The organism is Streptomyces sp. NPDC023838 (assembly GCF_040639555.1).
Lineage (GTDB): Bacteria > Actinomycetota > Actinomycetes > Streptomycetales > Streptomycetaceae > Streptomyces.
This window is the reverse complement of record NZ_JBFAAD010000023.1, coordinates 39399-61515: the sequence shown is the minus strand read 5'-3', so window position 1 is coordinate 61515 and position 22117 is coordinate 39399. Positions and strand designations below refer to the sequence as shown.

21 protein-coding genes and 1 riboswitch are annotated in these 22117 nt (G+C 71.4%); of the genes, 10 read left to right on the top strand and 11 right to left on the bottom strand.

Annotated features, from left to right (window positions below; all coding sequences use genetic code 11):
- Positions 1–39 precede the first annotated feature (39 nt).
- Positions 40–456, bottom strand: a complete 417-nt coding sequence (locus AB0G17_RS25340) for a Fur family transcriptional regulator (protein WP_361387098.1) — start codon at positions 454–456, stop codon at positions 40–42.
- 137 nt (positions 457–593) lie between these two features.
- Here AB0G17_RS25340 and AB0G17_RS25335 point away from each other — a divergent pair, with 137 nt between their 5' ends.
- Positions 594–2063 carry a catalase gene (locus AB0G17_RS25335; protein WP_361387095.1) on the top strand — a complete coding sequence of 490 codons (1470 nt, stop codon included), beginning with the start codon at positions 594–596 and terminating at the stop codon, positions 2061–2063.
- A 100-nt stretch (positions 2064–2163) separates the two neighbouring features.
- Here the strand turns inward: AB0G17_RS25335 and AB0G17_RS25330 are convergent, their stop codons facing one another.
- Positions 2164–2565, bottom strand: coding sequence for a CBS domain-containing protein (locus tag AB0G17_RS25330; RefSeq protein WP_361387092.1), 402 nt, complete (start codon positions 2563–2565; stop codon positions 2164–2166).
- Positions 2566–2825: 260 nt separating this feature from the next.
- A complete protein-coding gene (gene hisN / locus AB0G17_RS25325) occupies positions 2826–3626 on the bottom strand; it encodes a histidinol-phosphatase (protein WP_361387089.1) in 801 nt (266 codons plus the stop codon).
- A gap of 182 nt (positions 3627–3808) precedes the next feature.
- On the opposite strand from hisN, the gene AB0G17_RS25320 reads away from it, so the two are divergent.
- A complete protein-coding gene (locus tag AB0G17_RS25320; protein WP_361387086.1) occupies positions 3809–4456 on the top strand; it encodes a helix-turn-helix domain-containing protein in 648 nt (215 codons plus the stop codon).
- Positions 4457–4481: 25 nt separating this feature from the next.
- Here AB0G17_RS25320 and AB0G17_RS25315 read toward each other — a convergent pair whose 3' ends face one another.
- The 4 genes from AB0G17_RS25315 to AB0G17_RS25300 all read right to left on the bottom strand — a co-directional run bounded on the left by AB0G17_RS25315 (position 4482) and on the right by AB0G17_RS25300 (position 7961).
- Positions 4482–4805, bottom strand: coding sequence for a multidrug efflux SMR transporter (locus AB0G17_RS25315; protein WP_329401624.1), 324 nt, complete (start codon positions 4803–4805; stop codon positions 4482–4484).
- A 70-nt stretch (positions 4806–4875) separates the two neighbouring features.
- The gene (gene rsgA / locus AB0G17_RS25310; protein WP_361387083.1) at positions 4876–5889 is read right to left on the bottom strand and encodes a ribosome small subunit-dependent GTPase A; all 1014 of its coding nucleotides are present in this window, start codon (positions 5887–5889) and stop codon (positions 4876–4878) included.
- Positions 5890–5904: 15 nt separating this feature from the next.
- The gene (aroA, locus tag AB0G17_RS25305; protein WP_361387080.1) at positions 5905–7230 is read right to left on the bottom strand and encodes a 3-phosphoshikimate 1-carboxyvinyltransferase; all 1326 of its coding nucleotides are present in this window, start codon (positions 7228–7230) and stop codon (positions 5905–5907) included.
- 26 nt (positions 7231–7256) lie between these two features.
- Positions 7257–7961: a M50 family metallopeptidase gene (locus AB0G17_RS25300; RefSeq protein ID WP_361387077.1), complete on the bottom strand. Its 705-nt coding sequence runs from the start codon at positions 7959–7961 to the stop codon at positions 7257–7259.
- 49 nt (positions 7962–8010) lie between these two features.
- Here AB0G17_RS25300 and AB0G17_RS25295 point away from each other — a divergent pair, with 49 nt between their 5' ends.
- The 8 genes from AB0G17_RS25295 (at position 8011) to def (ending at position 15942) form a co-directional block, all read left to right on the top strand.
- Positions 8011–8832: an SOS response-associated peptidase gene (locus AB0G17_RS25295; protein ID WP_361387074.1), complete on the top strand. Its 822-nt coding sequence runs from the start codon at positions 8011–8013 to the stop codon at positions 8830–8832.
- A 475-nt stretch (positions 8833–9307) separates the two neighbouring features.
- Positions 9308–9958: an alpha/beta family hydrolase gene (locus AB0G17_RS25290; protein WP_361387071.1), complete on the top strand. Its 651-nt coding sequence runs from the start codon at positions 9308–9310 to the stop codon at positions 9956–9958.
- Positions 9959–10032: 74 nt separating this feature from the next.
- Positions 10033–10842 (top strand): sigma-70 family RNA polymerase sigma factor, encoded by an 810-nt coding sequence (locus AB0G17_RS25285; protein ID WP_361387068.1) that lies wholly within the window; start codon positions 10033–10035, stop codon positions 10840–10842.
- The gene (gene rsrA, locus AB0G17_RS25280; protein ID WP_361387065.1) at positions 10839–11132 is read left to right on the top strand and encodes a mycothiol system anti-sigma-R factor; all 294 of its coding nucleotides are present in this window, start codon (positions 10839–10841) and stop codon (positions 11130–11132) included. The genes AB0G17_RS25285 and rsrA overlap by 4 nt, the downstream gene beginning before the upstream one ends.
- 271 nt (positions 11133–11403) lie before the next feature.
- Positions 11404–12834 carry an HD-GYP domain-containing protein gene (locus AB0G17_RS25275; protein WP_361387062.1) on the top strand — a complete coding sequence of 477 codons (1431 nt, stop codon included), beginning with the start codon at positions 11404–11406 and terminating at the stop codon, positions 12832–12834.
- Positions 12835–12884: 50 nt separating this feature from the next.
- Positions 12885–14147, top strand: a complete 1263-nt coding sequence (locus AB0G17_RS25270; protein WP_361387059.1) for an HD domain-containing protein — start codon at positions 12885–12887, stop codon at positions 14145–14147.
- Positions 14148–14261: 114 nt separating this feature from the next.
- A complete protein-coding gene (locus AB0G17_RS25265; RefSeq protein WP_361387056.1) occupies positions 14262–15251 on the top strand; it encodes a hypothetical protein in 990 nt (329 codons plus the stop codon).
- Between the two features lie 58 nt (positions 15252–15309).
- Positions 15310–15942, top strand: a complete 633-nt coding sequence (gene def, locus AB0G17_RS25260; RefSeq protein ID WP_361387053.1) for a peptide deformylase — start codon at positions 15310–15312, stop codon at positions 15940–15942.
- A 71-nt stretch (positions 15943–16013) separates the two neighbouring features.
- Here def and AB0G17_RS25255 read toward each other — a convergent pair whose 3' ends face one another.
- From AB0G17_RS25255 to AB0G17_RS25240, 4 genes are all read right to left on the bottom strand, one after another.
- Positions 16014–17030, bottom strand: a complete 1017-nt coding sequence (locus AB0G17_RS25255) for a ribonucleotide-diphosphate reductase subunit beta (RefSeq protein WP_361387050.1) — start codon at positions 17028–17030, stop codon at positions 16014–16016.
- The gene (locus AB0G17_RS25250) at positions 17030–19408 is read right to left on the bottom strand and encodes a ribonucleoside-diphosphate reductase subunit alpha (protein ID WP_361387047.1); all 2379 of its coding nucleotides are present in this window, start codon (positions 19406–19408) and stop codon (positions 17030–17032) included. The genes AB0G17_RS25255 and AB0G17_RS25250 overlap by 1 nt, the downstream gene beginning before the upstream one ends.
- Positions 19409–19536: 128 nt before the next feature.
- Positions 19537–19707: riboswitch (cobalamin riboswitch) on the bottom strand.
- A gap of 103 nt (positions 19708–19810) precedes the next feature.
- The gene (gene mctP / locus AB0G17_RS25245; RefSeq protein WP_361387044.1) at positions 19811–21442 is read right to left on the bottom strand and encodes a monocarboxylate uptake permease MctP; all 1632 of its coding nucleotides are present in this window, start codon (positions 21440–21442) and stop codon (positions 19811–19813) included.
- The gene (locus AB0G17_RS25240; RefSeq protein ID WP_361387041.1) at positions 21439–21693 is read right to left on the bottom strand and encodes a DUF3311 domain-containing protein; all 255 of its coding nucleotides are present in this window, start codon (positions 21691–21693) and stop codon (positions 21439–21441) included. The genes mctP and AB0G17_RS25240 overlap by 4 nt, the downstream gene beginning before the upstream one ends.
- Between the last annotated feature and the right edge of the window lie 424 nt (positions 21694–22117).

The window sequence follows — 22117 nt, the reverse complement described above, 5'->3', positions numbered from 1 at the left end:
GGTGCGATGTGAACCGGCCCCCCTGTTCCGCCGGCCGCTCTAGGCCCCCGTGCAGTCCGGGCAGATCCCCCGGTACGTGACCTCGACGTCCGAGATCGTGAAGCCGAAGCGTTCCGTTGCGGGGAGGGCCGAGAGCGGATTGCCTGTGGGGTGGACGTCGCGGATCGCGCCGCACTGGGCGCAGACCAGGTGCTGGTGGGGCCGGTGCGCGTTCGGGTCGTACCGCTTGGCGCGGCGGTCCGTGGAGACCTCGATGACCTCACCGAGAGTCACCATCTCACCGAGCGTGTTGTAGACGGTCGCGCGCGAGATCTCGGGCAGCTTGGCCACCGCGCGGGCGTGCACCTCGTCCGCCGTCAGGTGCATGTGGTCCCCGTCGAGGACCTCGGCCACGACACGCCGCTGTGCGGTCATGCGCCAGCCGCGTCCGCGCAGTCGTTCCAGCAGGTCACTCATGAGGGCCAGCCTAACAGCCGGGGGATCGAATCCCGAACGGGTGTGACTTTGGATGGGTGTTTGACTTAGACAATGTCCATTGTAGGATTCGAAGCGGGATTGGGAACGGCTAACGCCCAGGACAGGACTTGCACGTAATGACGCAGGAGGCGCACGTGACGCAGGGACCGCTCACCACGGAGGCCGGCGCGCCGGTGGCCGACAACCAGAACAGCGAGACCGCCGGCGTCGGCGGTCCGGTGCTCGTCCAGGACCAGCTGCTCCTGGAGAAGCTGGCGCACTTCAACCGGGAGCGCATCCCGGAGCGCATAGTCCACGCGCGCGGTGCGGGCGCGTACGGCACGTTCACGGTGACCCGTGACGTCACGCAGTGGACGCGCGCGAAGTTCCTCTCCGAGGTCGGCAAGCGGACCGAGACGTTCCTGCGGTTCTCCACCGTGGCCGGCAGCCTCGGCTCGGCCGACGCCGTGCGCGACCCGCGCGGCTTCGCGCTTAAGTTCTACACGGAGGAGGGCAACTACGACCTGGTCGGCAACAACACGCCCGTCTTCTTCATCAGGGACGCCATCAAGTTCCCCGACTTCATCCACACCCAGAAGCGCGACCCGTACACGGGCTCCCAGGAGGCCGACAACGTCTGGGACTTCTGGGGTCTGAGCCCGGAGTCGACGCACCAGGTCACCTGGCTCTTCGGGGACCGCGGCATCCCGGCCACGCTGCGCCACATGAACGGGTACGGCTCGCACACGTACCAGTGGAACAACGAGGCGGGCGAGGTCTTCTGGGTCAAGTACCACTTCAAGACCGACCAGGGCATCAAGAACCTCACCCAGGCCGAGGCCAACAGGCTCGCCGGTGAGGACCCGGACAGCCACCAGCGCGACCTGCGCGAGGCGATCGAGCGCGGCGAGTTCCCGAGCTGGACGGTGCAGGTGCAGATCATGCCCGCCGCCGAGGCCGCGCACTACCGCTTCAACCCGTTCGACCTCACCAAGGTGTGGCCGCACGAGGACTACCCGCCGATCGAGATCGGCAAGCTGGAGCTCAACCGCAACCCGGAGAACGTCTTCGCCGAGGTCGAGCAGTCCATCTTCAGCCCGGCGCACTTCGTGCCCGGCATCGGCCCGTCCCCGGACAAGATGCTCCAGGGCCGCCTCTTCGCGTACGGCGACGCGCACCGCTACCGGGTGGGCATCAACGCCGACCACCTGCCGGTGAACCGCCCGCACGCCACCGAGGCGCGCACCAACTCCCGCGACGGCTACCTGTACGACGGCCGCCATAAGGGCGCGAAGAACTACGAGCCGAACAGCTTCGGCGGCCCGCGGCAGACGGACCGCCCGCTGTGGCAGCCGGTCCCGGTCACCGGCGCGACGGGCGGCCACGCGGCCCCGCTGCACGCCGAGGACGACGACTTCGTCCAGGCGGGCAACCTGTACCGGCTGTACTCGGAGGACGAGAAGACCCGTCTGATCGAGAACCTCTCCGGGTTCATCGCCAAGGTCTCGCGCGACGACATCGCCGAGCGCGCGATCGAGAACTTCCGCAAGGCGGACACCGACTTCGGCAAGCGGCTGGAGGCCGCGGTCCAGGCCCTGCGCGGCTGAACAGCACTGGATCGCTTGTCGTAGGCAGTCAGAGGGCCGGATCCCTTCGGGGGCCCGGCCCTCTGCGCGTGCCCAGTCCTCTGCGCGTGCCCGGGGCGGTTCAGCCGACCAGCTCCGCCGGGTGGCGGCGGCCGGGGGCCCAACAGCGGATGATGTCGCGGACCGAGACCACGCCGACCGGCCCGTCCCCGTCGAGGACGATCAGATGCCGGAAGCCGCCGTGCGCCATCGCCTGGGCCGCCTCGTCCAGGGTCCAGCCCGGCGCCGCGAACACGACGTCGGTGGTGGTGTGCGTGCTCGCGGTCTCGCGGTCGGGGTCCTGGTTCTGGCCCAGGGAGTTGAGGATGTCGCGCTCGGTGAGGATGCCGAGCCCGCTGGTGTCGGGGTCGAGGACGACGGCCGCTCCGACGCGGCGCGCGGCCATCAGCCGGGCCGCCTGGCGGAGGGTGTGCGCGGGTCCGATGGTGAGGACCACCGTGCTCATGGCGTCACGGACGAGCATGGATGGAGCCACCTCCTTGGTGAACCCCCGTATCGCGTACGGAAGTACGGGATACGAGAACGGATTCACAAGTTCACAAGTGGGGGGACTCTTAGAGTCGCATCACCGGGTGCGCGTCAACAAGAGGGTGGTAGAGGTCAGTTGAGGGGCGCGTAAAAGTACGACCCACGCCCCTCTCGCGCCTCAGCGGGGGAACCGCCTCAGCCGCGCGGGCTGCGCCGGGACACACCAGGAAGCGCCAGGACGCGCCAGGACGCGCGTCAGTCCGCCGTCCCCACGTAGTTCAGCAGCTCGGCGTGGAGCAGGCCGTTGGAGGCCGCCGCGTTGCCGCTGTGCGGGCCCTCCTGGCCGTCCAGGCCGGTGAAGACGCCGCCCGCCTCCTGCACCACGATCACGTTCGCCGCCATGTCCCACAGCGACAGCTCCGGTTCGGCGCAGATGTCCACCGACCCCTCCGCGACCATCATGTACGGCCAGAAGTCGCCGTACGCGCGCGTGCGCCAGCACGCCCGGGTCAGATCCAGGAAGTCGTCGAGCTTGCCGCGCTCCTCCCAGCCGCTCAGCGAGGAGTACGCGAACGACGCGTCCGCGAGCTCCGCGACGCTGGACACCCGCAGCCGGGTCGCCTGCGACAGGCTGCGGCCGGTGTACGCGCCGTGCCCCTTCGCCGCCCACCAGCGCCGGTTCAGGGCGGGCGCCGACACCACGCCGACCACCGGCCGGTAGCCGCCCTCGCCCGCCTCCATCAGCGCGATCAGCGTCGCCCAGACCGGCACCCCGCGCACATAGTTCTTCGTACCGTCGATCGGGTCGATCACCCAGCGGCGCGGACCCGTGCCCTCCAGGCCGTACTCCTCGCCCAGGATCGCGTCCCGCGGCCGTGCCCGCTGGAGATGGCCGCGGATCAGCTCCTCGGCGGCCTTGTCGGCCTCGCTCACCGGCGTCATGTCCGGCTTGGTCTCGACCTTGAGGTCGAGCGCCTTGAACCGGTCCATCGTGGCGGCGTCGGCGGCGTCCGCGAGGACGTGGGCGAGACGCAGATCATCGTGGTAGTCGGGCATGGCCACACCGTATCGACCAGCACCTGCGGGGACCACATGGCCCGGGATGCGGACACCGGCCGGCGGCCCCGTACCGCCCGCCGCGGCTATTGACAGTGCGGGGGCACGCGTCAACTCTGAGGACGAGCCTCCCCCCGAGCTCTCCAGGAGCAGGGGGACCTCCATCGGCCCGGGGAGGCGCGATGCCCACAGCGCGAGAAGCCTTACTGGACGCCGCTCTCTCGGCGCTCTGCGCACGGCCCTGGTCGGCGGTGCGGATGGTGGACGTGGCCTCGGCCGCGGGGGTGTCCCGCCAGACGCTCTACAACGAGTTCGGCAGCAAGGAGGGCCTGGCCCGCGCCCTGGTGCGGCGCGAGGCCGACGTCTATCTGCGCGGGGTCGACCGCGTCCTCGCCGAGCGGGCGTTCCCGGCCGACCGGCTGGTCGCGCTCGCCGAGTGGACCGTGCGCTCGGCCCGCACCAGCGCGCTGATCCGGGCGCTGCTCACCGGCTGCTGGGGGGAGCGTCTGCCGGCCCCGCGCGCCCAGCGCACGCTCGGCGCGCACTCTTCCGTACCGGCGCAACGGCGCGCGGACGCCGGGGTTCCGGGTCCGTCCGAGCTGGTGGCGACGGTACGGGACCGCTCGCTCGCGGCGCTGGAGAAGGAACTGCCCGCCGTGGAGCCGGGGGAGCTGGCGCGCTGCTGCGAGACGGTGGTGCGGCTCGCGCTGTCGTACGTCATGGCGCCGGACCCGGGCCCGCCAGGGGCGCCCGGAGCGCCCGGCGGGGGCGGGCACGCCGCCCACGTCCGCGCGGTCCTGGCGCGCACGCCGGTGCGCCCGGTGCCGTGAACGACGCACGCGTGGCGTCCGGGCCTCAGTGCGCCGAGCCCGAGATCTGCAGCCCGATCACGCCCACGATCACCAGCGAGATCGAGACCAGCTTCAGCGTGGAGACCACGTCGTCGAGGAAGACCATGCCGTAGATCGCGGTGCCCGCGGCGCCGATGCCGGTCCACACCGCGTACGCCGGGCCCACGTCCAGTTTCTTCAGGGAGAGGGTCAGCAGGCCGAAGGAGCCGAGGGCGAAGGCCGCGAAGGCGATGGTCGGGCCGAGCCGGGTGAAGCCGTGTGACAGCTTGAGACAGACGGCGAACCCCGTCTCCAGGATTCCGGCGACCACCACCAGCAGCCACGCCATGTCCAGGCCCTCCCGCAACGCATAGGTGACTGCTCGTCATTGCTGGATGTGATTATGCACGCGGCGCCCGTCAGTCGCCCTCGTGGCGCTCCCGGGTGGCGAGCAGCCGGCGCAGCGAGTAGAGCCGGGCCGGGTCGGCGTGCCCCTGGGCCACCCACGCGTCCAGCGCGCACTCCTCCTCGTCGTGGCTGCACCCGCGCGGGCACTCCTCGGTGCCGGGCACCAGGTCCGGGAAGGCGAGGATGACGCGGGACGGGTCGACGTGGTGCAGGCCGAACGACCGCACGCCCGGGGTGTCGATCACCCAGCCGCCGTGCGCGCTGGCCAGCGGCAGCGCCAGCGCGGACGTGGTGGTGTGGCGGCCGCGGCCGGTGACCGCGTTGACATGGCCGGTGATGCGGCGCTGGTCCTCCGGGACGAGCGCGTTGACCAGCGTCGTCTTGCCGACGCCGGAGTGGCCGACGAAGGCGGTGGCCTTGCCGTCGAGCTGCTCGCGCACCCGGTCCGCCGCGTCGCCGTTGTAGAGCTCCTCGCGGGAGGTGACGACATGGGGGACGCCCAGCGTCCCGTACATCTCCAGGAGTTCGTCCGCCGGGGCCAGGTCCGACTTGGTGAGCACGAGCAGCGGTGAGAGCCCCGCGTCGTACGCCGCGACCAGACAGCGGTCGATCATGCGTGGGCGCGGCTCGGGGTCGGCGAGCGCGGTGACGATGGCCAGCTGGTCGGCGTTGGCGACGATCACCCGCTCGAACGGGTCGTCGTCGTCGGCCGTGCGGCGCAGCACCGAGGTGCGCTCCGAGATGCGCACGATCCGCGCCAGGGTGTCCTTGTCGCCCGAGAGATCGCCGACGATCATGACCCGGTCGCCCACCACCGCGGCCTTGCGCCCCAGTTCACGGGCCTTCATGGCGTGGATTGTGCGGTCCTCGACGAGGCAGGTCAGCCGGCCCCGGTCGACGGTGAGGACCATGCCCTCCGAGGCGTCCTCGTGCTTGGGACGGATGTTGGTGCGGGGACGGTTGCCCTTGCGGTTGGGGCGGACCCGGATGTCGTCCTCGTCGGGGTTCTTGCCGTAGCGGCGCATCTGCTCAGGCCCCGCTCAGTTTCCGGTCCCGGTGAGCATCTCGGTCCACATCCGCGGGAAGTCGGGCAGGGTCTTGGCGGTCGTCGCCACGTTCTCGATCTGGACGCCCTCGACGGCGAGGCCGATGATCGACCCCGCCGTGGCCATCCGGTGGTCGTCGTACGTGTGGAAGACGCCGCCGTGCAGCGGGCGCGGGCGGATGTGCAGACCGTCGGCGGTCTCGGTGACGTCGCCGCCGAGCTCGTTGATCTCCTTGGTGAGAGCGGCCAGACGGTCCGTCTCGTGGAGGCGCAGGTGGGCCACGCCGCGCAGCGTCGAGGGGGAGTCGGCCAGCGCCGCGACCGCCGCGATGCCCGGGGTGAGCTCGCCGACCTCGCTCAGGTCCACGTCGATGCCGTGGAGGGAGCCGGAGCCGGTGAAGACCAGACCCAGGTCGGTGAGCTCGCAGGAACCGCCCATTTCGGTGAAGATCCGGCGCAGCTGGTCGCCCGGCTGGGTGGTGCGCTCCGGCCAGTCCGGTACGAGCACCTTGCCGCCGGTGATCAGGGCGGCCGCCAGGAACGGCTGGGCGTTGGACAGGTCCGGCTCGACGGTGAGGTCGCGGCCGAGCAGCGCGGACGGCGAGACCCGCCACACGTTGGGCTCGCCGCCGGTCTCCGGCTCGTCCACCTGCGCGCCGACCGAGCGCAGCATGTCGACGGTCATCCGGATGTGCGGCATGGACGGCAGCGAGGCGCCGGTGTGCCGCACCTCCACGCCCTGGTTGAAGCGGGGCGCGGAGAGGAGCAGGGCGGAGACGAACTGCGACGAGGAGGACGCGTCGATGCGGACCCGGCCGCCGTCGAGGGCGCCGCCGCCGTGCACGGTCAGCGGGAGCGCGCCCCGGCCGTCGTCGTCGATCCGGGCGCCGAGCGTGCGCAGCGCGTCGATCACGCCGTTCAGCGGCCGTTCGTACGAGCGGGGGTCGCCGTCGAAGCGGATGGGCCCGTCGGCGAGGGCGGCGACCGGGGGCAGGAAGCGCATGACCGTACCGGCGTTGCCGACGTCAATCGTGGCGGGGCCGTGCAGACCGGCGGGGATCACGCGCCAGGCCTCGCCGGAGCCGTCGGGGCCCACCCCCTCCTCGATGCCGACGCCGAGGGCACGCAGTGCCTCGGCCATCAGCAGGGTGTCCCGGGAGCGCAGGGGGCGGCGCAGCCAGCCGGGCTCGGCGGCGAGCGACGCCAGCACGAGCGCTCGGTTGGTGACCGATTTCGATCCGGGCACGGTGACCGTCGCGTCGACGGCTCCGCTTGCGACGGGGGCGGGCCAGAGGGCGGGGTGCACGGGCGTTTCGGTCATGGCTCTCACTTTAGTGGGGGGAGAACCTAGAGTCCGAGCAGCCACCGTCCGCCGCCGATGAGCGAGCAGACCGAGACGGCGTGGAAGAGGAAGAGCCAGAGCGCGGGCGGTACGTGGGTGAGCCGCCCGAGCTGGTCCGCGTCCGAATCGCCACTGTTGTGCCCGCGCCGCTTGCGCTGGAGCTCGAAGGCGGGCCGCACGCCGCCCAGCAGCAGGAACCACACCACCGCGTACGCGAACGCCGACTGCACATCGGGCGAGGTGAGCCAGGACACCAGCAGGAAGGCGGCGCCGCTGAGGACCACGGTGAGTACGCCGTACGCGTTGCGGATCATCACCAGCATCGCCAGGAGCAGGGCCGTGGCGACCCACAGCAGCAGGGTGACGTGGTGGGCGGCGAGCAGCCAGGCGCCGCCGAGGCCGAGCAGCGGGGGAGCGGTGTAGCCGGCGGCGGCGGTCAGGATCATCCCGAGGCCGGTCGGGCGGCCCCGGCTCACGGTGAGGCCGCTGGTGTCGGAGTGCAGCCGGATGCCGTCCAGGCGGCGGCCGGTGAGCAGGGCGACCAGGCCGTGGCCGCCCTCGTGGGCGATGGTGATCGCGTTGCGCGAGAGGCGCCAGGCGCGGTGCGGGAGGACGGCGGCGAGGGCGGCTATCCCGGTGGCCACCACCAGCCACTGGGTGGGGGCGGCCTGGGTGTCGAAGAGGTGCAGATCGGCCATTTCGGCGGGCATGTGCGGGACGGCTCCTCGTGGTCGGCTGCCGCGTGGCAGGGTGTCGGGCATGTGTGGGAGGTATGCAGCGAGTCGTGGACCCGAGGATCTCGCGGAAGTCTTTGAGATAGAGAAGTGGGACCCCGATCCGCGCGAGACGTTGGCGCCCGACTGGAACGTGGCCCCGACCAAGGAGGTCTACGCGGTCCTGGAGCGTCCCCTGAAAGACGCGGACGACCCGCGTCCGGTTCGCCAGCTGCGCAAGCTGAAGTGGGGGCTGGTGCCGTCCTGGGCGAAGTCGCCCGAGGGAGCGGCGCGGATGATCAACGCGCGGGCGGAGACGGTGCACGAGAAGCCGTCCTTCCGCAAGCCCTTCGCGGCCCGCCGCTGCATCATCCCGGCGGACGGCTACTACGAGTGGGTCACCGGGGCGGACGAGCGGGAGCTGGAGGTCGAGGGGAAGAAGAAGCGGGCGCGGAAGCAGCCGTACTTCATCTCGCCGGCGGACGGGTCGGTGTTCGCGATGGCCGGGCTGTACGAGTTCTGGCGCGACCGTACGCTGCCGGACGATCATCCGGCGGCCTGGTGGGCGACGTGCTCGGTGATCACGACGGAGGCGGAGACGGGGCCGCTGGGGGTGGGCCCGGCGGAGGGGCCGTCCTCGCTGGCCGCGATCCATCCCCGGATGCCGCTGATGCTGCCGCGGGAGCGGTGGGCTTCTTGGCTGGACCCGTCGGTCACGGCCGTGGAGGAGGTGCGGGGGTTGCTCGCGCCGCCGGAGGAGGGGCTGATGCGGGCGTACGCCGTCTCGACGGCGGTCAGCAATGTCCGGAACAACGGGGCGGAGCTGGTGAAGGAGCTGGCGGGGCCGGAGGTGGGGACGCTGTTTTAGCCCCCACCCCGCCCCTTCCCTGAACCCTCCGGGGGTGGGTGGGGGTGGAGGTGGGTTTTCCCGGGGGCTCCGCCCCCGGCCCCCTCCGCGGGGCCTGCGGCCCCTGCACCCCGCTGCCGGGGCTGCGCCCACGGACCCTCCGCAGGACCTGCGGCCCCTGCACCCCGCTCACGGGGCTGCGCCCCGACCCCCATTTCGTCTGCGGGCCGTGCTGGGTTGCTCGCGCAGTTCCCCGCGCCCCCCAACCCGCTGTCGTCTGCAGACCGTGGTCGCTTCTCGCGCAGTTCCCCGCGCCCCTAAAGGCGCCCCTCCGGGGCTTCCCGAGGATGCCGCGAAGCGGCATTTTTAGGGGCGCGGGGAACTGCGCGAGCAACCCACCGCGGTCCGCAGGTCCAGATGGGTTAGGGGCGCGGGGAACTGCGCGACCAGCCACACGCGGTCCGCAGACGAACCCCGGGCCCCTTCACCCGGCACCATGGGACCCGTGACCCACACCCAGCTCATCGAGACCCCCGCCGGAGCCGCCCGCGTCACCTGGCATCATGCCGCGCGCGCCCGGCTTGTCCTCGCCCTCAGCCACGGCGCCGGCGGGGGCATCGACGCACGTGATCTTCAGGCCATTGCCGACGCCCTGCCGACGCACCGCGTCACCGTCGCCCTCGTCGAGCAGCCCTGGCGCGTCGCCGGGAAGAAAGTGGCGCCCGCGCCCAAGACGCTCGACGTGGGGTGGCGGGGACTGTGGCCCGCCCTCACCGAGCAGGCGGACGGGCTGCCCGTCGTCGCCGGCGGGCGCTCCGCCGGGGCCCGCGTCGCCTGCCGCACCGCCGCCGAGCTCGGCGCGCACGCCGTGCTCGCGCTGAGCTTCCCCCTGCACCCACCCGGCCGCCCCGAGAAGTCCCGCGCGGACGAGCTGCTCGGCGCCGGCGTGCCCACCCTCGTCGTACAGGGCGGGAACGATCCCTTCGGGCGGCCCGGGGAGTTCCCGGAGGGGGAGTACGAGATGGTGGAAGTGCCCTTCGGGGACCATGGGTTCGCCGTCCCCAAGCGCGCCTCCCTCAGCCAGGACGAGGCTCTGGGGATCATCACCGACGGGATCACCCGCTGGGCGGGTGCCCTGCGGGAATGACGCGTACCGAGCCGCTGTTGTGACGGACGTACACATTCGTAGGCCTGGTATTTCGTGGAGAGGGAGTCCGTCGCATGGGTTCGACCATCTGCCCCAGCCGCTCGCGCGCCGCTGACCTGGAGTGGACGGTGCTGTCGGCGGCGAAGACCGCTCCTATTCGAGCGGCGGGCGGACCGGATCGTCGTCTATCCTCCGATTCGAGCGGGTCCAGCTTCGGACTCGCCACACCGTTCGAGGAGGTGGGTCCGGTCACAGGGACCGACGACGGCCACGTGGAAGAGTCGACCGCCGAGCGAAACGCGCGCTTCGAGCGGGACGCCCTCGGCTACCTCGACCAGATGTACTCGGCCGCGCTGCGCATGACGCGCAACCCCGCCGATGCCGAGGACCTGGTGCAGGAGACCTATGCCAAGGCGTACGGATCCTTCCACCAGTTCCGGGAGGGGACGAACCTCAAGGCTTGGCTCTACCGGATTCTCACCAACACCTTCATCAACTCGTACCGGAAGAAGCAGCGCGAACCCCAGCGCAGCGCCGCCGAGGAGATCGAGGACTGGCAGCTCGCGCGCGCGGAGTCGCACATGTCGACCGGACTGCGGTCGGCCGAGTCGCAGGCGCTGGACCACCTGCCCGACTCCGATGTGAAGGCAGCGCTCCAGGCGATCCCCGAGGAGTTCCGTATCGCCGTGTATCTGGCGGACGTCGAGGGCTTTGCGTACAAGGAGATCGCGGACATCATGGGTACACCCATCGGTACGGTGATGTCCCGGCTGCACCGGGGCCGCCGCCAACTGCGCGGAATGCTGGAGGACTACGCCCGTGACCGCGGGCTCGTCCCGGCCGGCGCCGGCGAGTCGGACGAAGCGAAAGGCTCGGGCTCATGAGCTGCGGAGAGCCGCACGAGACGGACTGCTCTGAGGTCCTGGACCATCTCTACGAGTTCCTCGACCACGAGATGCCCGACAGTGACTGCAACAAGTTCGAAGTGCACTTCGAGGAGTGCTCGCCCTGCCTGGAGAAGTACGGGCTGGAGCAGGCCGTGAAGAAGCTGGTCAAGCGGTGCTGCGGGTCGGACGACGTGCCGTCCGATCTGCGGTCCAAGGTCATGGGGCGGATCGATCTGATCCGGTCCGGCCAGGCCGTGCCGGACCAGGACATCGTGACCGAGAGCTGAGCCGACTGAATCGGATCGCGTCAGACCGAGTCGGATCGCGTCAGACCGAGTCGGATCGAGTCGGATCGCGTCGGAACAGCTCCGCTGAAGGGCCGCAGCCACGGGGTGCGGCCCTTTTTCCTGTCGCCTTCCCCGTTTCTCCGGTACGCGGATTCCCTGTCACTCGAAGGTGCTAATCCGGTGGGACCGAAACGGTTCAATCCGACAATGCGCCTACCTCCCCTCCCGCGCGGGCCTATCCTCCCGATCCGGAGCAGGAGGGAGGCGCGCCATGGACGGACCGCAGCGCCGCGCCCTGCCCTGGGGGGCGCGCGCCGCTCTCCTGGGCGCCGTCGTGGCCGCCGGGGCGTGCGCGTTACCCGTGGCGCGCGCAAGCGTCCCGTGGGGCGCGTTCGGGCTGCTCGCCGGGCTGTACGCGCTCTGCGCATGGCCCGCGCGCTGTCCCCTCCTCGCCAGTGGGGTCTCCCCTGCTCGAACGAAGTTGAGAGCTCGGGGATGCGTCACCATTCCGACCGGCTCCGGCTCCTTCTTCCCCGTCCTGCTCGCCGCCGCGTTCCTGCTGCCGCCGCCCGCCGCCGCACTGGTCGCCGTCCCCGGCGCGCTCCTCGCCCGGGTCGAGCAGCCGCCCCGGTCCCCGCGCCGCGTCTGGCGCGCCGCCCAGCTGGCGCTCGCCGTGGGCGCCGCCGCCGAGGTGTACGGACGGCTCGGCGGGCGCGAAGCCCTCGGCGGGGCCCGGGCGGCCCTCGCCCCCCTCGCCCCCGACTTCCCGTACGTCCTGCTGCCCGCCGGGGCGGCCGCGCTGGTCTTCTGCGCGGTGCTGGCCGCGCTCGACGGGCTGATCCTGTGGACCGCCGAGCGGCTGCCCGCCCGCACCGCCTGGCGCGGGCTGCTGCTGCGCTCCCTGGCCCCGTACTGCGTTCACGGGCTCGCCGGGCTGATGATGGCCGTGCTCTGGCGCAGCCCGTACGGCCCGCCCGCCGCGCTCCTGGTGCTGCTCCCGATGTGCATCTCGTGCTGGGTCTTCGCGCAGTACCACCGCGAGCACGCCGCCCACCAGGCCACCATCCGGGCGCTGGTGCAGGCCGTCGACATCAAGGACACCTACACGCGCGGCCACAGCGAGCGCGTCGGCCTCGCCTCCGTCCTCATCGCCCGGGAACTCGGCATGGACGAGAGCCGGTTGGAGGTGCTGCGGTTCGCCGGGATCCTGCACGACGTGGGCAAGCTGGGGGTGCCGACCCGGCTGCTGCGCAAGGACGGGCCGCTCACCCTGCAGGAGCGTGCGGTGATCGAGCTGCACCCCGAGTACGGGCACGAGATCGTGCGCGGGATCGGCTTCCTCGGCGAAGCGCGCGCCGCGATCCTGCACCACCACGAGCGGCTCGACGGCAGCGGCTATCCGTACGGTCTGGCAGGTTCCCAGATCCCCGAGTTCGCCCGGGTGGTCGCCGTGGCCGACGCCTTCGACGCGATGACCTCGACCCGCTCCTACAGCCGCGCCCGCCCCGTGGGGGCGGCCGTCGAGGAGCTGGAGCGGTGCGCGGGGCGCCAGTTCGACCCCGCGATGGTCCGGGCGCTGGTGCGCGCGCTCGACCGGCACGGCTGGCGCCCGGCCGTGACGGCGGACGAGCCGGACCGGGACCCGGGCGCCGGGCGCGGAAACGTCCCGGCGTGCGACGCCGCCCCGGCCGGGCACGCATGAGCCCCGCGCCCAGAGGCCCCGCGTGCCCGCGCCCCGCCAGGGCGCCCCGGGTGCCGTTGACCGTCACCGGGGTGTACGCGGCCGCCGCCTCGCTCACCGTCTGGGCGCTGGCCAGGACGCTCTGGTACGGGGTCGTGGAGCCCAAGGTCGCGCTCGCCTTCGGGGCCCTCGTGGCCGTCGGGGAGCTCGCCCGCTGGGGCTCCCAGGGCTCCCAGGTCTCCCAGGACGGGGAACGCGAGTCCGCGCCGCTCGGCTCGGCGGGCGCCCTCGCGTACGCCCTGCTCGGCCAGAACGCCGGGCACGCCACCCACCACGGCGTCCTGCAGGCCGTCGCCGTCGTCCTCGCCGCCGCCCTGGCCGGCGCCGTGCCGCACGTGGCGCTCGGCCGGGGCCCGAGCCTGGACCAGGTGGCCCGGCGGGTGCTGACCGTCGCCTTCGCCGCCGCCTGCTTCCAGCCGCTCTACAACTCCGGCACGCTGGGGCTGTGGGTCGGGCACGGCCCGTACTACGCGCTCTTCCTGCTCCTCGTCCTGGTGCTGACCGCGCTGTGCGACGCGGTCGTCGCCGCCGCGCTGCTGCGGGCCCGCACCTCGTTCCCGTACGGCCCGCTGCTCCGCGACGAGCTGCGCGCGCTGCTCGGTGTCGGCTCGGCGGTCTGTGCCACCGGGGCCGTCATCGCGCTGGCGGTCGCCGTGGCGGGGCTGTGGGCGCTGCCGCTGTTCTGCGTGCCGCTGCTCCTCACCCAGCTGGCGTTCCGGCGGTACGCGGCGGTGCGCACCACCTATCGGCAGACCATCACCTCGCTCGCCCGGGCCACCGAGATCGCCGGGTACACCCAGCCGGGCCACGCCCGCCGGGTCGCGGTGCTCAGCCGGGCCGTCGGGCGCGAGCTGGGGCTGAGCGAGTCCGAGCTGACCGTGCTCGAATACGCGGCCCTGATGCACGACATCGGGCAGCTCTCGCTGGTGGACCCGGTGCCCGCCGGGGCCACCGCGCCGCTGCCCGCCGCCGAGCAGCGCCGGATAGCGCTGCTCGGCGGGGCCGTGGTGCGCCAGACCGGGGGAAGCGCCGAGGTCGCGGTGATCGTCGAGCGGCAGGCGGATCCGTACCGCGAGCAGCCGCTGCCCGCCCGGATCGTGCGCGCGGTCAACGCCTACGACGACCTGGCGGGCTCCCCGGGCCGCCCCGGCAGCTCGCTGAGCGCCCTGGAACAGCTGCGGCTGGGGACAGGACGGGACTATCAGCCCGAGGTCGTCGAATCACTCGCACGCGTCCTGGCCAGGGGCTGTCTGACCCTGCTGGCACCTGGGTAACCCAGGAGTAATGAGCGGCCTTCCGGCCGGGCATGGTTGGATGCGAAAGAACCCAGAAAACTGGGAGACCGTAAGACCGGCTCGGAGGCAGGTCGGTCTGGGCAGGCGGGAATCGTGAGGATCTTCGGCAAGGGACGGCACCGGCCCTCCGCCTCGTGGCGGCAGGCCACGGACCGTGCGTTCACGCTGATCGGCGACGGTCGGTACGAGGACGCCGGCGCGCTGCTGACGCGTGCGGCGGATCTGGAGCCCTGGCTCTCCGAGTCCTGGTTCAACCTGGCGCTGCTCCACAAGTTCCGGCACGACTGGGAGCAGGCGCGGGCGGCGGGCCTGCGGGCCGTCGCGCTGCTCGACAAGGAGACCGGGGCCCCCGACTGGTGGAACGTGGGGATCGCCGCCACCGCGCTCCAGGACTGGCCGCTGGCCCGCCGCGCCTGGCAGGCGTACGGCCTGAAGGTGCGCGGCTACCAGGAGAGCTCCACCGGCACCGGCGAGCCGTCCGGGATGGAGCTGGGCAGCGCCGCCGTGCGGCTCTCGCCCGAGGGCGAGGCCGAGGTGGTGTGGGGCCGCAGGCTGGACCCGGCGCGGATCGAGGTCCTCTCGATCCCGCTGCCGTCCTCCGGGCGGCGCTGGGGCGAGGTGGTCCTGCACGACGGGGTGCCGCACGGCGAGCGCACGGTCGCGGCCGGGCCGTCCTTCCCGGTCTTCGACGAGATCGAGCTCTGGGCGCCCTCGCCGGTGCCCACCTGGGTGGTGCTCCTGGAGGCCGCCACCGAGGCCGACCGGGACGCGCTGGAGCGGCTCGCGGCCGACGCGGGCTTCGCCGCCGAGGACTGGTCCTCGTCGGTGCGGCTGCTGTGCCGGGCCTGCTCGGAGTCGCGGATGCCCAGCGACGAGGGCGACGGCGAGCACCTGGACCCGCACGACCACAGCGAGCCGGGCCACCCGGGCCCGCTGGGCCACCGCACGGCCGGCGACCTGTGGGTGCCCGAGCGCGAGTGCGGCATCGCGGCCCCGCCCGGCCTGGTGCGCGGACTGCTCGACGGCTGGGTCGCGGACAGCCCGGACAGCCGCGAGTGGCGGGATCTGGAGGAAGTCTGCTGACCGTCCCCGTAGGCTGTACGGGTTCGGAATCGGGTTTTGAGGAAGGCGTACGGCGGACATGTCGCAGCAGGAGACGGACCAGCAGGTCGAGAACGACGGGTTCGTCGTCGACACGGAGGACTGCGAGGAGCGCGAGCAGGCGTACCGCGCGCGGGGCACGTCCCGGCCGATCACGGTCGTCGGCAACCCGGTGCTGCACAAGGAGTGCAAGGACGTCACCGAGTTCGACGACAAGCTCGCCGCGCTCATCGACGACATGTTCGCCAGCCAGCGCACCGCCGAGGGCGTGGGCCTGGCCGCCAACCAGATCGGCGTCGACCTCAAGGTCTTCGTCTACGACTGCATGGACGACGAGGGCGTGCGCCACGTCGGCGTCGTGTGCAACCCGGTCCTCCAGGAGCTGCCGGCCGACCGCCGGGTCCTGGACGAGTCCAACGAGGGCTGCCTGTCGGTCCCCACGGCCTACGCCGAGCTGGCCCGCCCCGACTACGCGGAGGTCAGCGGCCAGGACGCCGAGGGCAACCCGATCAAGGTGCGCGGCACCGGCTACTTCGCCCGCTGCCTCCAGCACGAGACGGACCACCTGTACGGGTACCTGTACATCGACCGCCTCTCCAAGCGCGACCGCAAGGACGCGCTGCGGCAGATGGAGGAGAACACGCCCCGGTACCCGGTCGTCCCGAACGCCTGATTCCGGTTGCCCGGAGTACGTGAAGGGGCCCCGCACCACGACCGGTGCGGGGCCCCTTCACGTACGTACGGCTAGAACTCCTCGTCGAAGCCCACCGAGCCCTCGACCGCCACCTGGTAGGCGGACGGGCGGCGCTCGAAGAAGTTCGTGAGCTCCTGGACGCCCTGGAGCTCCATGAACGAGAACGGGTTCGACGAGCCGTACACCGGGGCGAAGCCGAGGCGCTGCAGGCGCTGGTCGGCGACGCACTGGAGGTACTCGCGCATCGACTCGGTGTTCATGCCGGGCAGGCCCTCGCCGCACAGGTCGCGGCCGAACTGGAGCTCCGCCTCGACCGCCTCCTTGATCATGTCGGTGACCTGCTGCTGGAGCGCGTCGTCGAAGAGCTCCGGCTCCTCCTTGCGGACGGTGTCCACGACCTCGAAGGCGAAGTTCATGTGCATCGTCTCGTCGCGGAACACCCAGTTGGTGCCGGTGGCGAGGCCGTGCAGCAGCCCGCGCGAGCGGAACCAGTACACGTACGCGAAGGCGCCGTAGAAGAACAGGCCCTCGATGCACGCGGCGAAGCAGATCAGGTTCAGCAGGAAGCGGCGGCGGTCGGCCTGGGTCTCCAGGCGCTCCAGCTTCTCGACCTCGTTGATCCACTTGAAGCAGAACTGGGCCTTCTCGCGGATGGAGGGGATGTTCTCCACCGCGTCGAACGCCGCCGCGCGGTCGTCCGGGTCGGGCAGGTAGGTGTCGAGCAGCGTCAGGTAGAACTGGACGTGCACGGCCTCCTCGAAGAGCTGACGGCTCAAGTACAGCCGCGCCTCGGGGGAGTTGATGTGCTTGTAGAGCGTCAGCACCAGGTTGTTCGCCACGATCGAGTCGCCGGTGGCGAAGAACGCCACCAGGCGGCCGATCATGTGCTGCTCGCCCGGGGAGAGCTTGGCGAGGTCGGCGACGTCGGAGTGGAGGTCGACCTCCTCCACCGTCCAGGTGTTCTTGATCGCGTCGCGGTAGCGCTCGTAGAAGTCCGGGTAGCGCATCGGACGCAGGGTCAGTTCGAAGCCCGGGTCGAGCAGGTTCTTTTCGGAGTTGGAGCTCATTACTGGCAGGCCTCGCAGGACTCGGGGTTCTCAAGGGAGCAGGCGATCGCGTCGGCGTCGGGGGCGGCCTGCTGGACGGGGATGGGGGCGGTGGCCTGGGCGGCGCGGGCGATCCGGGTCGCCGGGCGCGAACGCAGGTAGTACGTGGTCTTCAGACCCTGCTTCCAGGCGTACGCGTACATCGACGACAGCTTGCCGATGGTGGGCGTCTCCAGGAACAGGTTCAGCGACTGCGACTGGTCCAGGAACGGGGTGCGGGCCGCCGCCATGTCGATCAGGCCGCGCTGCGGGATCTCCCACGCCGTGCGGTAGAGCGCGCGCACGTCGGCGGGGATCCAGCTGAAGTCCTGGACCGAGCCGCTGGCCTCGCGCAGCGCCTCGCGGGACTGCGCGTCCCACACGCCGAGCTTCTTCAGGTCCTCCACCAGGTAGCCGTTGACCTGGAGGAACTCACCCGACAGCGTCTCGCGCTTGAACAGGTTGGAGACCTGCGGCTCGATGCACTCGTAGACGCCCGCGATGGAGGCGATGGTCGCGGTCGGGGCGATCGCGAGCAGCAGCGAGTTGCGCATGCCCACCGAGGCGATCCGCTCGCGCAGCGCCGCCCAGCGCTCCGGCCAGTTGAGCTCGACGTCGTAGTGGTCGGGGTGCAGCACGCCGCGCGCGGTGCGGGTCTTGTCCCAGGCGGGCAGCGGGCCGCTGCGCTCGGCGAGGTCGCAGGACGCCTCGTACGCGGTGAGCATGATGCGCTCGGCCAGCTTGGTGGAGAGCGCCTTCGCCTCGGGGGAGTCGAACGGCAGGCGCAGCTTGAAGAAGACGTCCTGGAGGCCCATCGCGCCCAGGCCCACCGGACGCCACTTGGCGTTGGAGCGGCCTGCCTGCTCGGTCGGGTAGAAGTTGATGTCGACGACCCGGTCCAGGAACGTCACGGCGGTACGGACGGCCGCGTCCAGACGCTCCCAGTCGATCTCGCCGGAGGCGAGCACGAAGGCGCCCAGGTTGACCGAGCCGAGGTTGCAGACGGCCGTCTCGCCGTCGTCCGTGACCTCGAGGATCTCGGTGCAGAGGTTGGAGGAGTGGACCGTGTGGCCGGGCTCCGCCGTCTGGTTGGCGGTGCGGTTGGAGGCGTCCTTGAAGGTCATCCAGCCGTTGCCGGTCTGCGCCAGGGTGCGCATCATCCGGCCGTACAGGTCCCGGGCCGGGATGGTCTTCTGGGCGAGACCGGCCGCCTCGGCCTTGCGGTACGCGGCGTCGAACTCGTCGCCCCACAGGTCGACCAGCTCGGGCACGTCGGCCGGGGAGAACAGCGACCAGGTGCCGTCCGCGTCCACGCGGCGCATGAACTCGTCCGGGATCCAGTGCGCCAGGTTCAGGTTGTGCGTACGCCGGGCGTCCTCACCGGTGTTGTCGCGCAGCTCCAGGAACTCCTCGATGTCGGAGTGCCAGGTCTCCAGGTAGACCGCCGCCGCGCCCTTGCGCCGCCCGCCCTGGTTGACGGCCGCCACCGAGGCGTCCAGCGTCTTCAGGAACGGGACGATGCCGTTGGAGTGGCCGTTGGTGCCCCGGATGAGCGAGCCGCGCGAGCGGATGCGGGAGTACGACAGGCCGATGCCGCCCGCGTGCTTCGACAGGCGCGCCACCTGGTGGTAGCGGTCGTAGATCGAGTCCAGCTCGTCCAGCGGGGAGTCCAGCAGGTAGCAGCTGGACATCTGCGGGTGACGGGTGCCGGAGTTGAAGAGCGTGGGGGAGGACGGCAGGTAGTCGAGCCGGCTCATCAGGCCGTACAGCGAGGCGACCTCGTCCAGGGCACGCACCGAGTCGTCCTCGGCCAGGCCCGCCGCGACCCGGAGCATGAAGTGCTGCGGGGTCTCGATGACCTGGCGGGTGATCGGGTGGCGCAGCAGGTAGCGGGAGTAGAGCGTGCGCAGGCCGAAGTAGCCGAAGCGGTCGTCGGCGCCGTCCGCGAGGGAGGCCTCGACCAGCGCGTCCAGGCGGGCCGCGTGCAGCCGCACGAAGTCGGCCGTGCGGTCCGCGATCAGGCCCTCCTCGTGGCCGACCCCGACCGACTGGGAGAAGGTGACCGAGCCCTGGGTCGCGGCCTCCTCGGCGATCGTGATCGTCAGCAGCCGGGCGGCGAGGCGGGAGTACGCCGGGTCCTCGGAGATCAGCCCGGCGGCGGCCTCGGTGGCGAGCCCACGCAGCTCCGCCTCGTCCGAGCGCGCGTTGCGGCCGCGCAGGGCGGCGGCGGCGACACGGCCGGGGTCGGTGTCCGGCAGATCGGCGGTGAGGTCGGTCAGGGTCCGCAGCAGGGCGGTCCCGGGGGCATCGGCCGGCTCTTCGGCGATCGCTGAAGCGGGATCCGCAGGGGCGATGGTCACGTGGGGGCACTCCTCGCTCGGCACGGGGCCTTGGGGAAGTGCGCGGGCACACGGACACACCCCCTCGGGGGTACGCCGCGTCCACTTGCCCATTCCGCGAGGCCCGGACGTCTGGCACCCGGGCCGGACGGCCAGGGCGCGCTGTCGGCAGGTCCTCGGACTGAACAGGTACGCAAATGCGTACGAGTACACCGTTGCGGGACAGTTCCGGATTTGCACCGGATTCCCCTGCGGCGACAGCGAGCATGAGCATACATCTTGTGCCGGGCTCCGGCGGCACCCCCACATGTTGTGTCGTGTCGGCTTCGGAGGGTGTCGGAGCGTCAACTCGTCTTCCAGGAACACGACAACGGGCCGCCGGATTCCCGGCGGCCCGTCGTCGCGTACGGAGGAGGGAGGCGGCTAGTGCAACGCGCCCGCCGTCGCCGGGGGCAGTTCCGTCTGTACGCCCGGGTCGCCCGCGTCCGCCGTGTAGTCCTCCGGGGACGTCTCGTCGACGCCGTCGGGGGCCTTCAGGGCCCTCAGGGCCACCGTGAGGACGACCGTCACCGCGACGTTCAGGACGAACGCCGTCAGGCCGATGTAGCCGATCTCACCGATGCCGGGGATCTCCTTGGAGCTGCCGCCGAAGTGCTTCTGGGTGGGCGAGGCGACTCCGTACGCGGCGAGCGTGCCGTACGCCATGCCGACCGCCCAGCCCGCCAGCAGCGCCCAGCGGTGGAACCAGCGGGTGAACAGACCGCCGACCAGCGCGGGGAAGGTCTGGAGGATCCAGATGCCGCCCAGCAGCTGGAAGTTGATCGCGACCGTCTTGTCCATCGTCAGGACGAAGACCAGCGCGCCCACCTTCACCAGGAGCGAGACCAGCTTGGAGACCTTGGTCTCCTGCTCCGGCGTGGCGTCCGGCTTGAGGAAGTCCTTGTAGATGTTGCGGGTGAAGAGATTCGCAGCCGCGATCGACATGATCGCCGCCGGGACGAGCGCGCCGATGCCGATCGCCGCGAACGCCACGCCCGCGAACCAGTCCGGGAACATGTCCTCGAAGAGCTGCGGGATCGCCAGCTGGCCGTTCTTGACCTTGACCCCGGCCGCGATCGCCATGAAGCCGAGCAGCGCGAGCAGACCCAGCATCAGCGAGTACAGCGGCAGGATCGTGGTGTTGCGGCGGATGACGTTGCGGCTGCGGGAGGAGAGGGTCGCGGTGATCGAGTGCGGGTACATGAAGAGCGCCAGCGCCGAGCCGAGGGCGAGCGTGGCGTAGGTCCACTGGCCCGCGTCGCCGGGCACCAGCGCGCCCGTGGGCTTCCCGGCCGCGTTGGGCGTCTCGAACTTGTGCCGGGCCGCCGCGAAGATGTCGTCGAAGCCGCCGAGCTTGATCGGGATGTAGATGATCGCCACCAGGATGACGATGTAGATCAGGGTGTCCTTCACGAACGCGATCAGTGCGGGGGCGCGCAGACCCGAGGAGTACGTGTACGCCGCGAGCACCGCGAAGGCGATCAGCAGCGGCAGGTCCTTGAGGAACCAGTTGCTGGAGCCGCCGATGCCCATCACGTCGAGCACCGCCTGGATGCCGACCAGCTGGAGCGCGATGTAGGGCATCGTGGCGAGGATGCCGGTGATCGCGACTGCGAGCGAGAGCCCCTTGGAGCCGAACCGGCCGCGTACGAAGTCCGAGGTCGTCACATAGCCGTGCTTGTGCGAGACCGACCAGAGCCGGGGCAGGAACGTGAAGATCAGCGGATAGACGAGGATCGTGTACGGCACCGCGAAGAACCCGGCCGCGCCCGCCGCGTAGACCGCCGCGGGGACCGCGACGAAGGTGTACGCCGTGTAGAGGTCGCCGCCGAGCAGGAACCAGGTGACCCAGGTGCCGAACGAGCGGCCGCCGAGCCCCCATTCGTCCAGGCTCTGCTCGTTCTCGGCGCGGCGCCAGCGGGCGGCCATGAAGCCGATGACCGTGACGGCCAGGAAGAAGAAGATGAAGACGCCGAGCGCGACGCCGTTGACACCGTCGTTGGCTGCGAGAGTCACTTGCCCTCACCCGCCTTGCGGCCCTGCTGGTCGTGCTGCCACAGCTTGTACGCGAGCATCGTGAGCGCGGTCGATATGACCACCCACAGCATCTGGTACCAGTAGAAGAACGGGATCCCGGCGAGTGCCGGGTCGGCCTTCGCGTAGGAACCCACCCAGAGCATCGCCACGAAGGGCGCTGTCAGGCAGAGGGCGATGACCACGCGCACAGGCGTGATCACCGGTCTCCGCTCGTGTGTTGTGTCCGGCATGGTGGCTCCGTCCCCTCGCTGTGCACACCTGGTGTAATGCGCACGAAATCTAGGGGACGGAATCGCGCCACGGAAGCCCTGTACCGGATACCGGACGTGGAGGTTCTGTGGGTCGGCCTCTTTGGGCCCGTCAGCCGGTCAGTCCGTCAGCCCGTCAGTCGGTCGGCCGTTTCAGCCGCGCCACGCTGTGTTGTCCCGGGGGATAACCCCCGGACCCCCAGCCGTTCGCGGGCCCGGGCCGTCTCAGTCCGTCGGCCGCTTCAGCCGCGCCACGCTGTGTTGTCCCGGGGGATAACCCCCGGACCCCCAGCCGTTCGCGGGCCGGGGCCGTCTCAGTCCGTCGGCCGCTTCAGCCGCGCCACGCTGTGTTGTCCCGGGGGATAACCCCCGGACCCCCAGCCGTTCGCGGGCCGGGGCCGCGAAC

Coding starts and splice junctions, on each gene's coding strand:
- AB0G17_RS25340 (WP_361387098.1), bottom strand. CDS start 456: ATGAGTGACCTGCTGGAACGACTGCGCGGACGCGGCTGGCGCATGACC.
- AB0G17_RS25335 (WP_361387095.1), top strand. CDS start 594: ATGACGCAGGAGGCGCACGTGACGCAGGGACCGCTCACCACGGAGGCC.
- AB0G17_RS25330 (WP_361387092.1), bottom strand. CDS start 2,565: ATGCTCGTCCGTGACGCCATGAGCACGGTGGTCCTCACCATCGGACCC.
- hisN (WP_361387089.1), bottom strand. CDS start 3,626: ATGCCCGACTACCACGATGATCTGCGTCTCGCCCACGTCCTCGCGGAC.
- AB0G17_RS25320 (WP_361387086.1), top strand. CDS start 3,809: ATGCCCACAGCGCGAGAAGCCTTACTGGACGCCGCTCTCTCGGCGCTC.
- AB0G17_RS25315 (WP_329401624.1), bottom strand. CDS start 4,805: ATGGCGTGGCTGCTGGTGGTGGTCGCCGGAATCCTGGAGACGGGGTTC.
- rsgA (WP_361387083.1), bottom strand. CDS start 5,889: ATGCGCCGCTACGGCAAGAACCCCGACGAGGACGACATCCGGGTCCGC.
- aroA (WP_361387080.1), bottom strand. CDS start 7,230: ATGACCGAAACGCCCGTGCACCCCGCCCTCTGGCCCGCCCCCGTCGCA.
- AB0G17_RS25300 (WP_361387077.1), bottom strand. CDS start 7,961: ATGCCCGCCGAAATGGCCGATCTGCACCTCTTCGACACCCAGGCCGCC.
- AB0G17_RS25295 (WP_361387074.1), top strand. CDS start 8,011: ATGTGTGGGAGGTATGCAGCGAGTCGTGGACCCGAGGATCTCGCGGAA.
- AB0G17_RS25290 (WP_361387071.1), top strand. CDS start 9,308: ATGGGACCCGTGACCCACACCCAGCTCATCGAGACCCCCGCCGGAGCC.
- AB0G17_RS25285 (WP_361387068.1), top strand. CDS start 10,033: ATGGGTTCGACCATCTGCCCCAGCCGCTCGCGCGCCGCTGACCTGGAG.
- rsrA (WP_361387065.1), top strand. CDS start 10,839: ATGAGCTGCGGAGAGCCGCACGAGACGGACTGCTCTGAGGTCCTGGAC.
- AB0G17_RS25275 (WP_361387062.1), top strand. CDS start 11,404: ATGGACGGACCGCAGCGCCGCGCCCTGCCCTGGGGGGCGCGCGCCGCT.
- def (WP_361387053.1), top strand. CDS start 15,310: ATGTCGCAGCAGGAGACGGACCAGCAGGTCGAGAACGACGGGTTCGTC.
- AB0G17_RS25255 (WP_361387050.1), bottom strand. CDS start 17,030: ATGAGCTCCAACTCCGAAAAGAACCTGCTCGACCCGGGCTTCGAACTG.
- AB0G17_RS25240 (WP_361387041.1), bottom strand. CDS start 21,693: ATGCCGGACACAACACACGAGCGGAGACCGGTGATCACGCCTGTGCGC.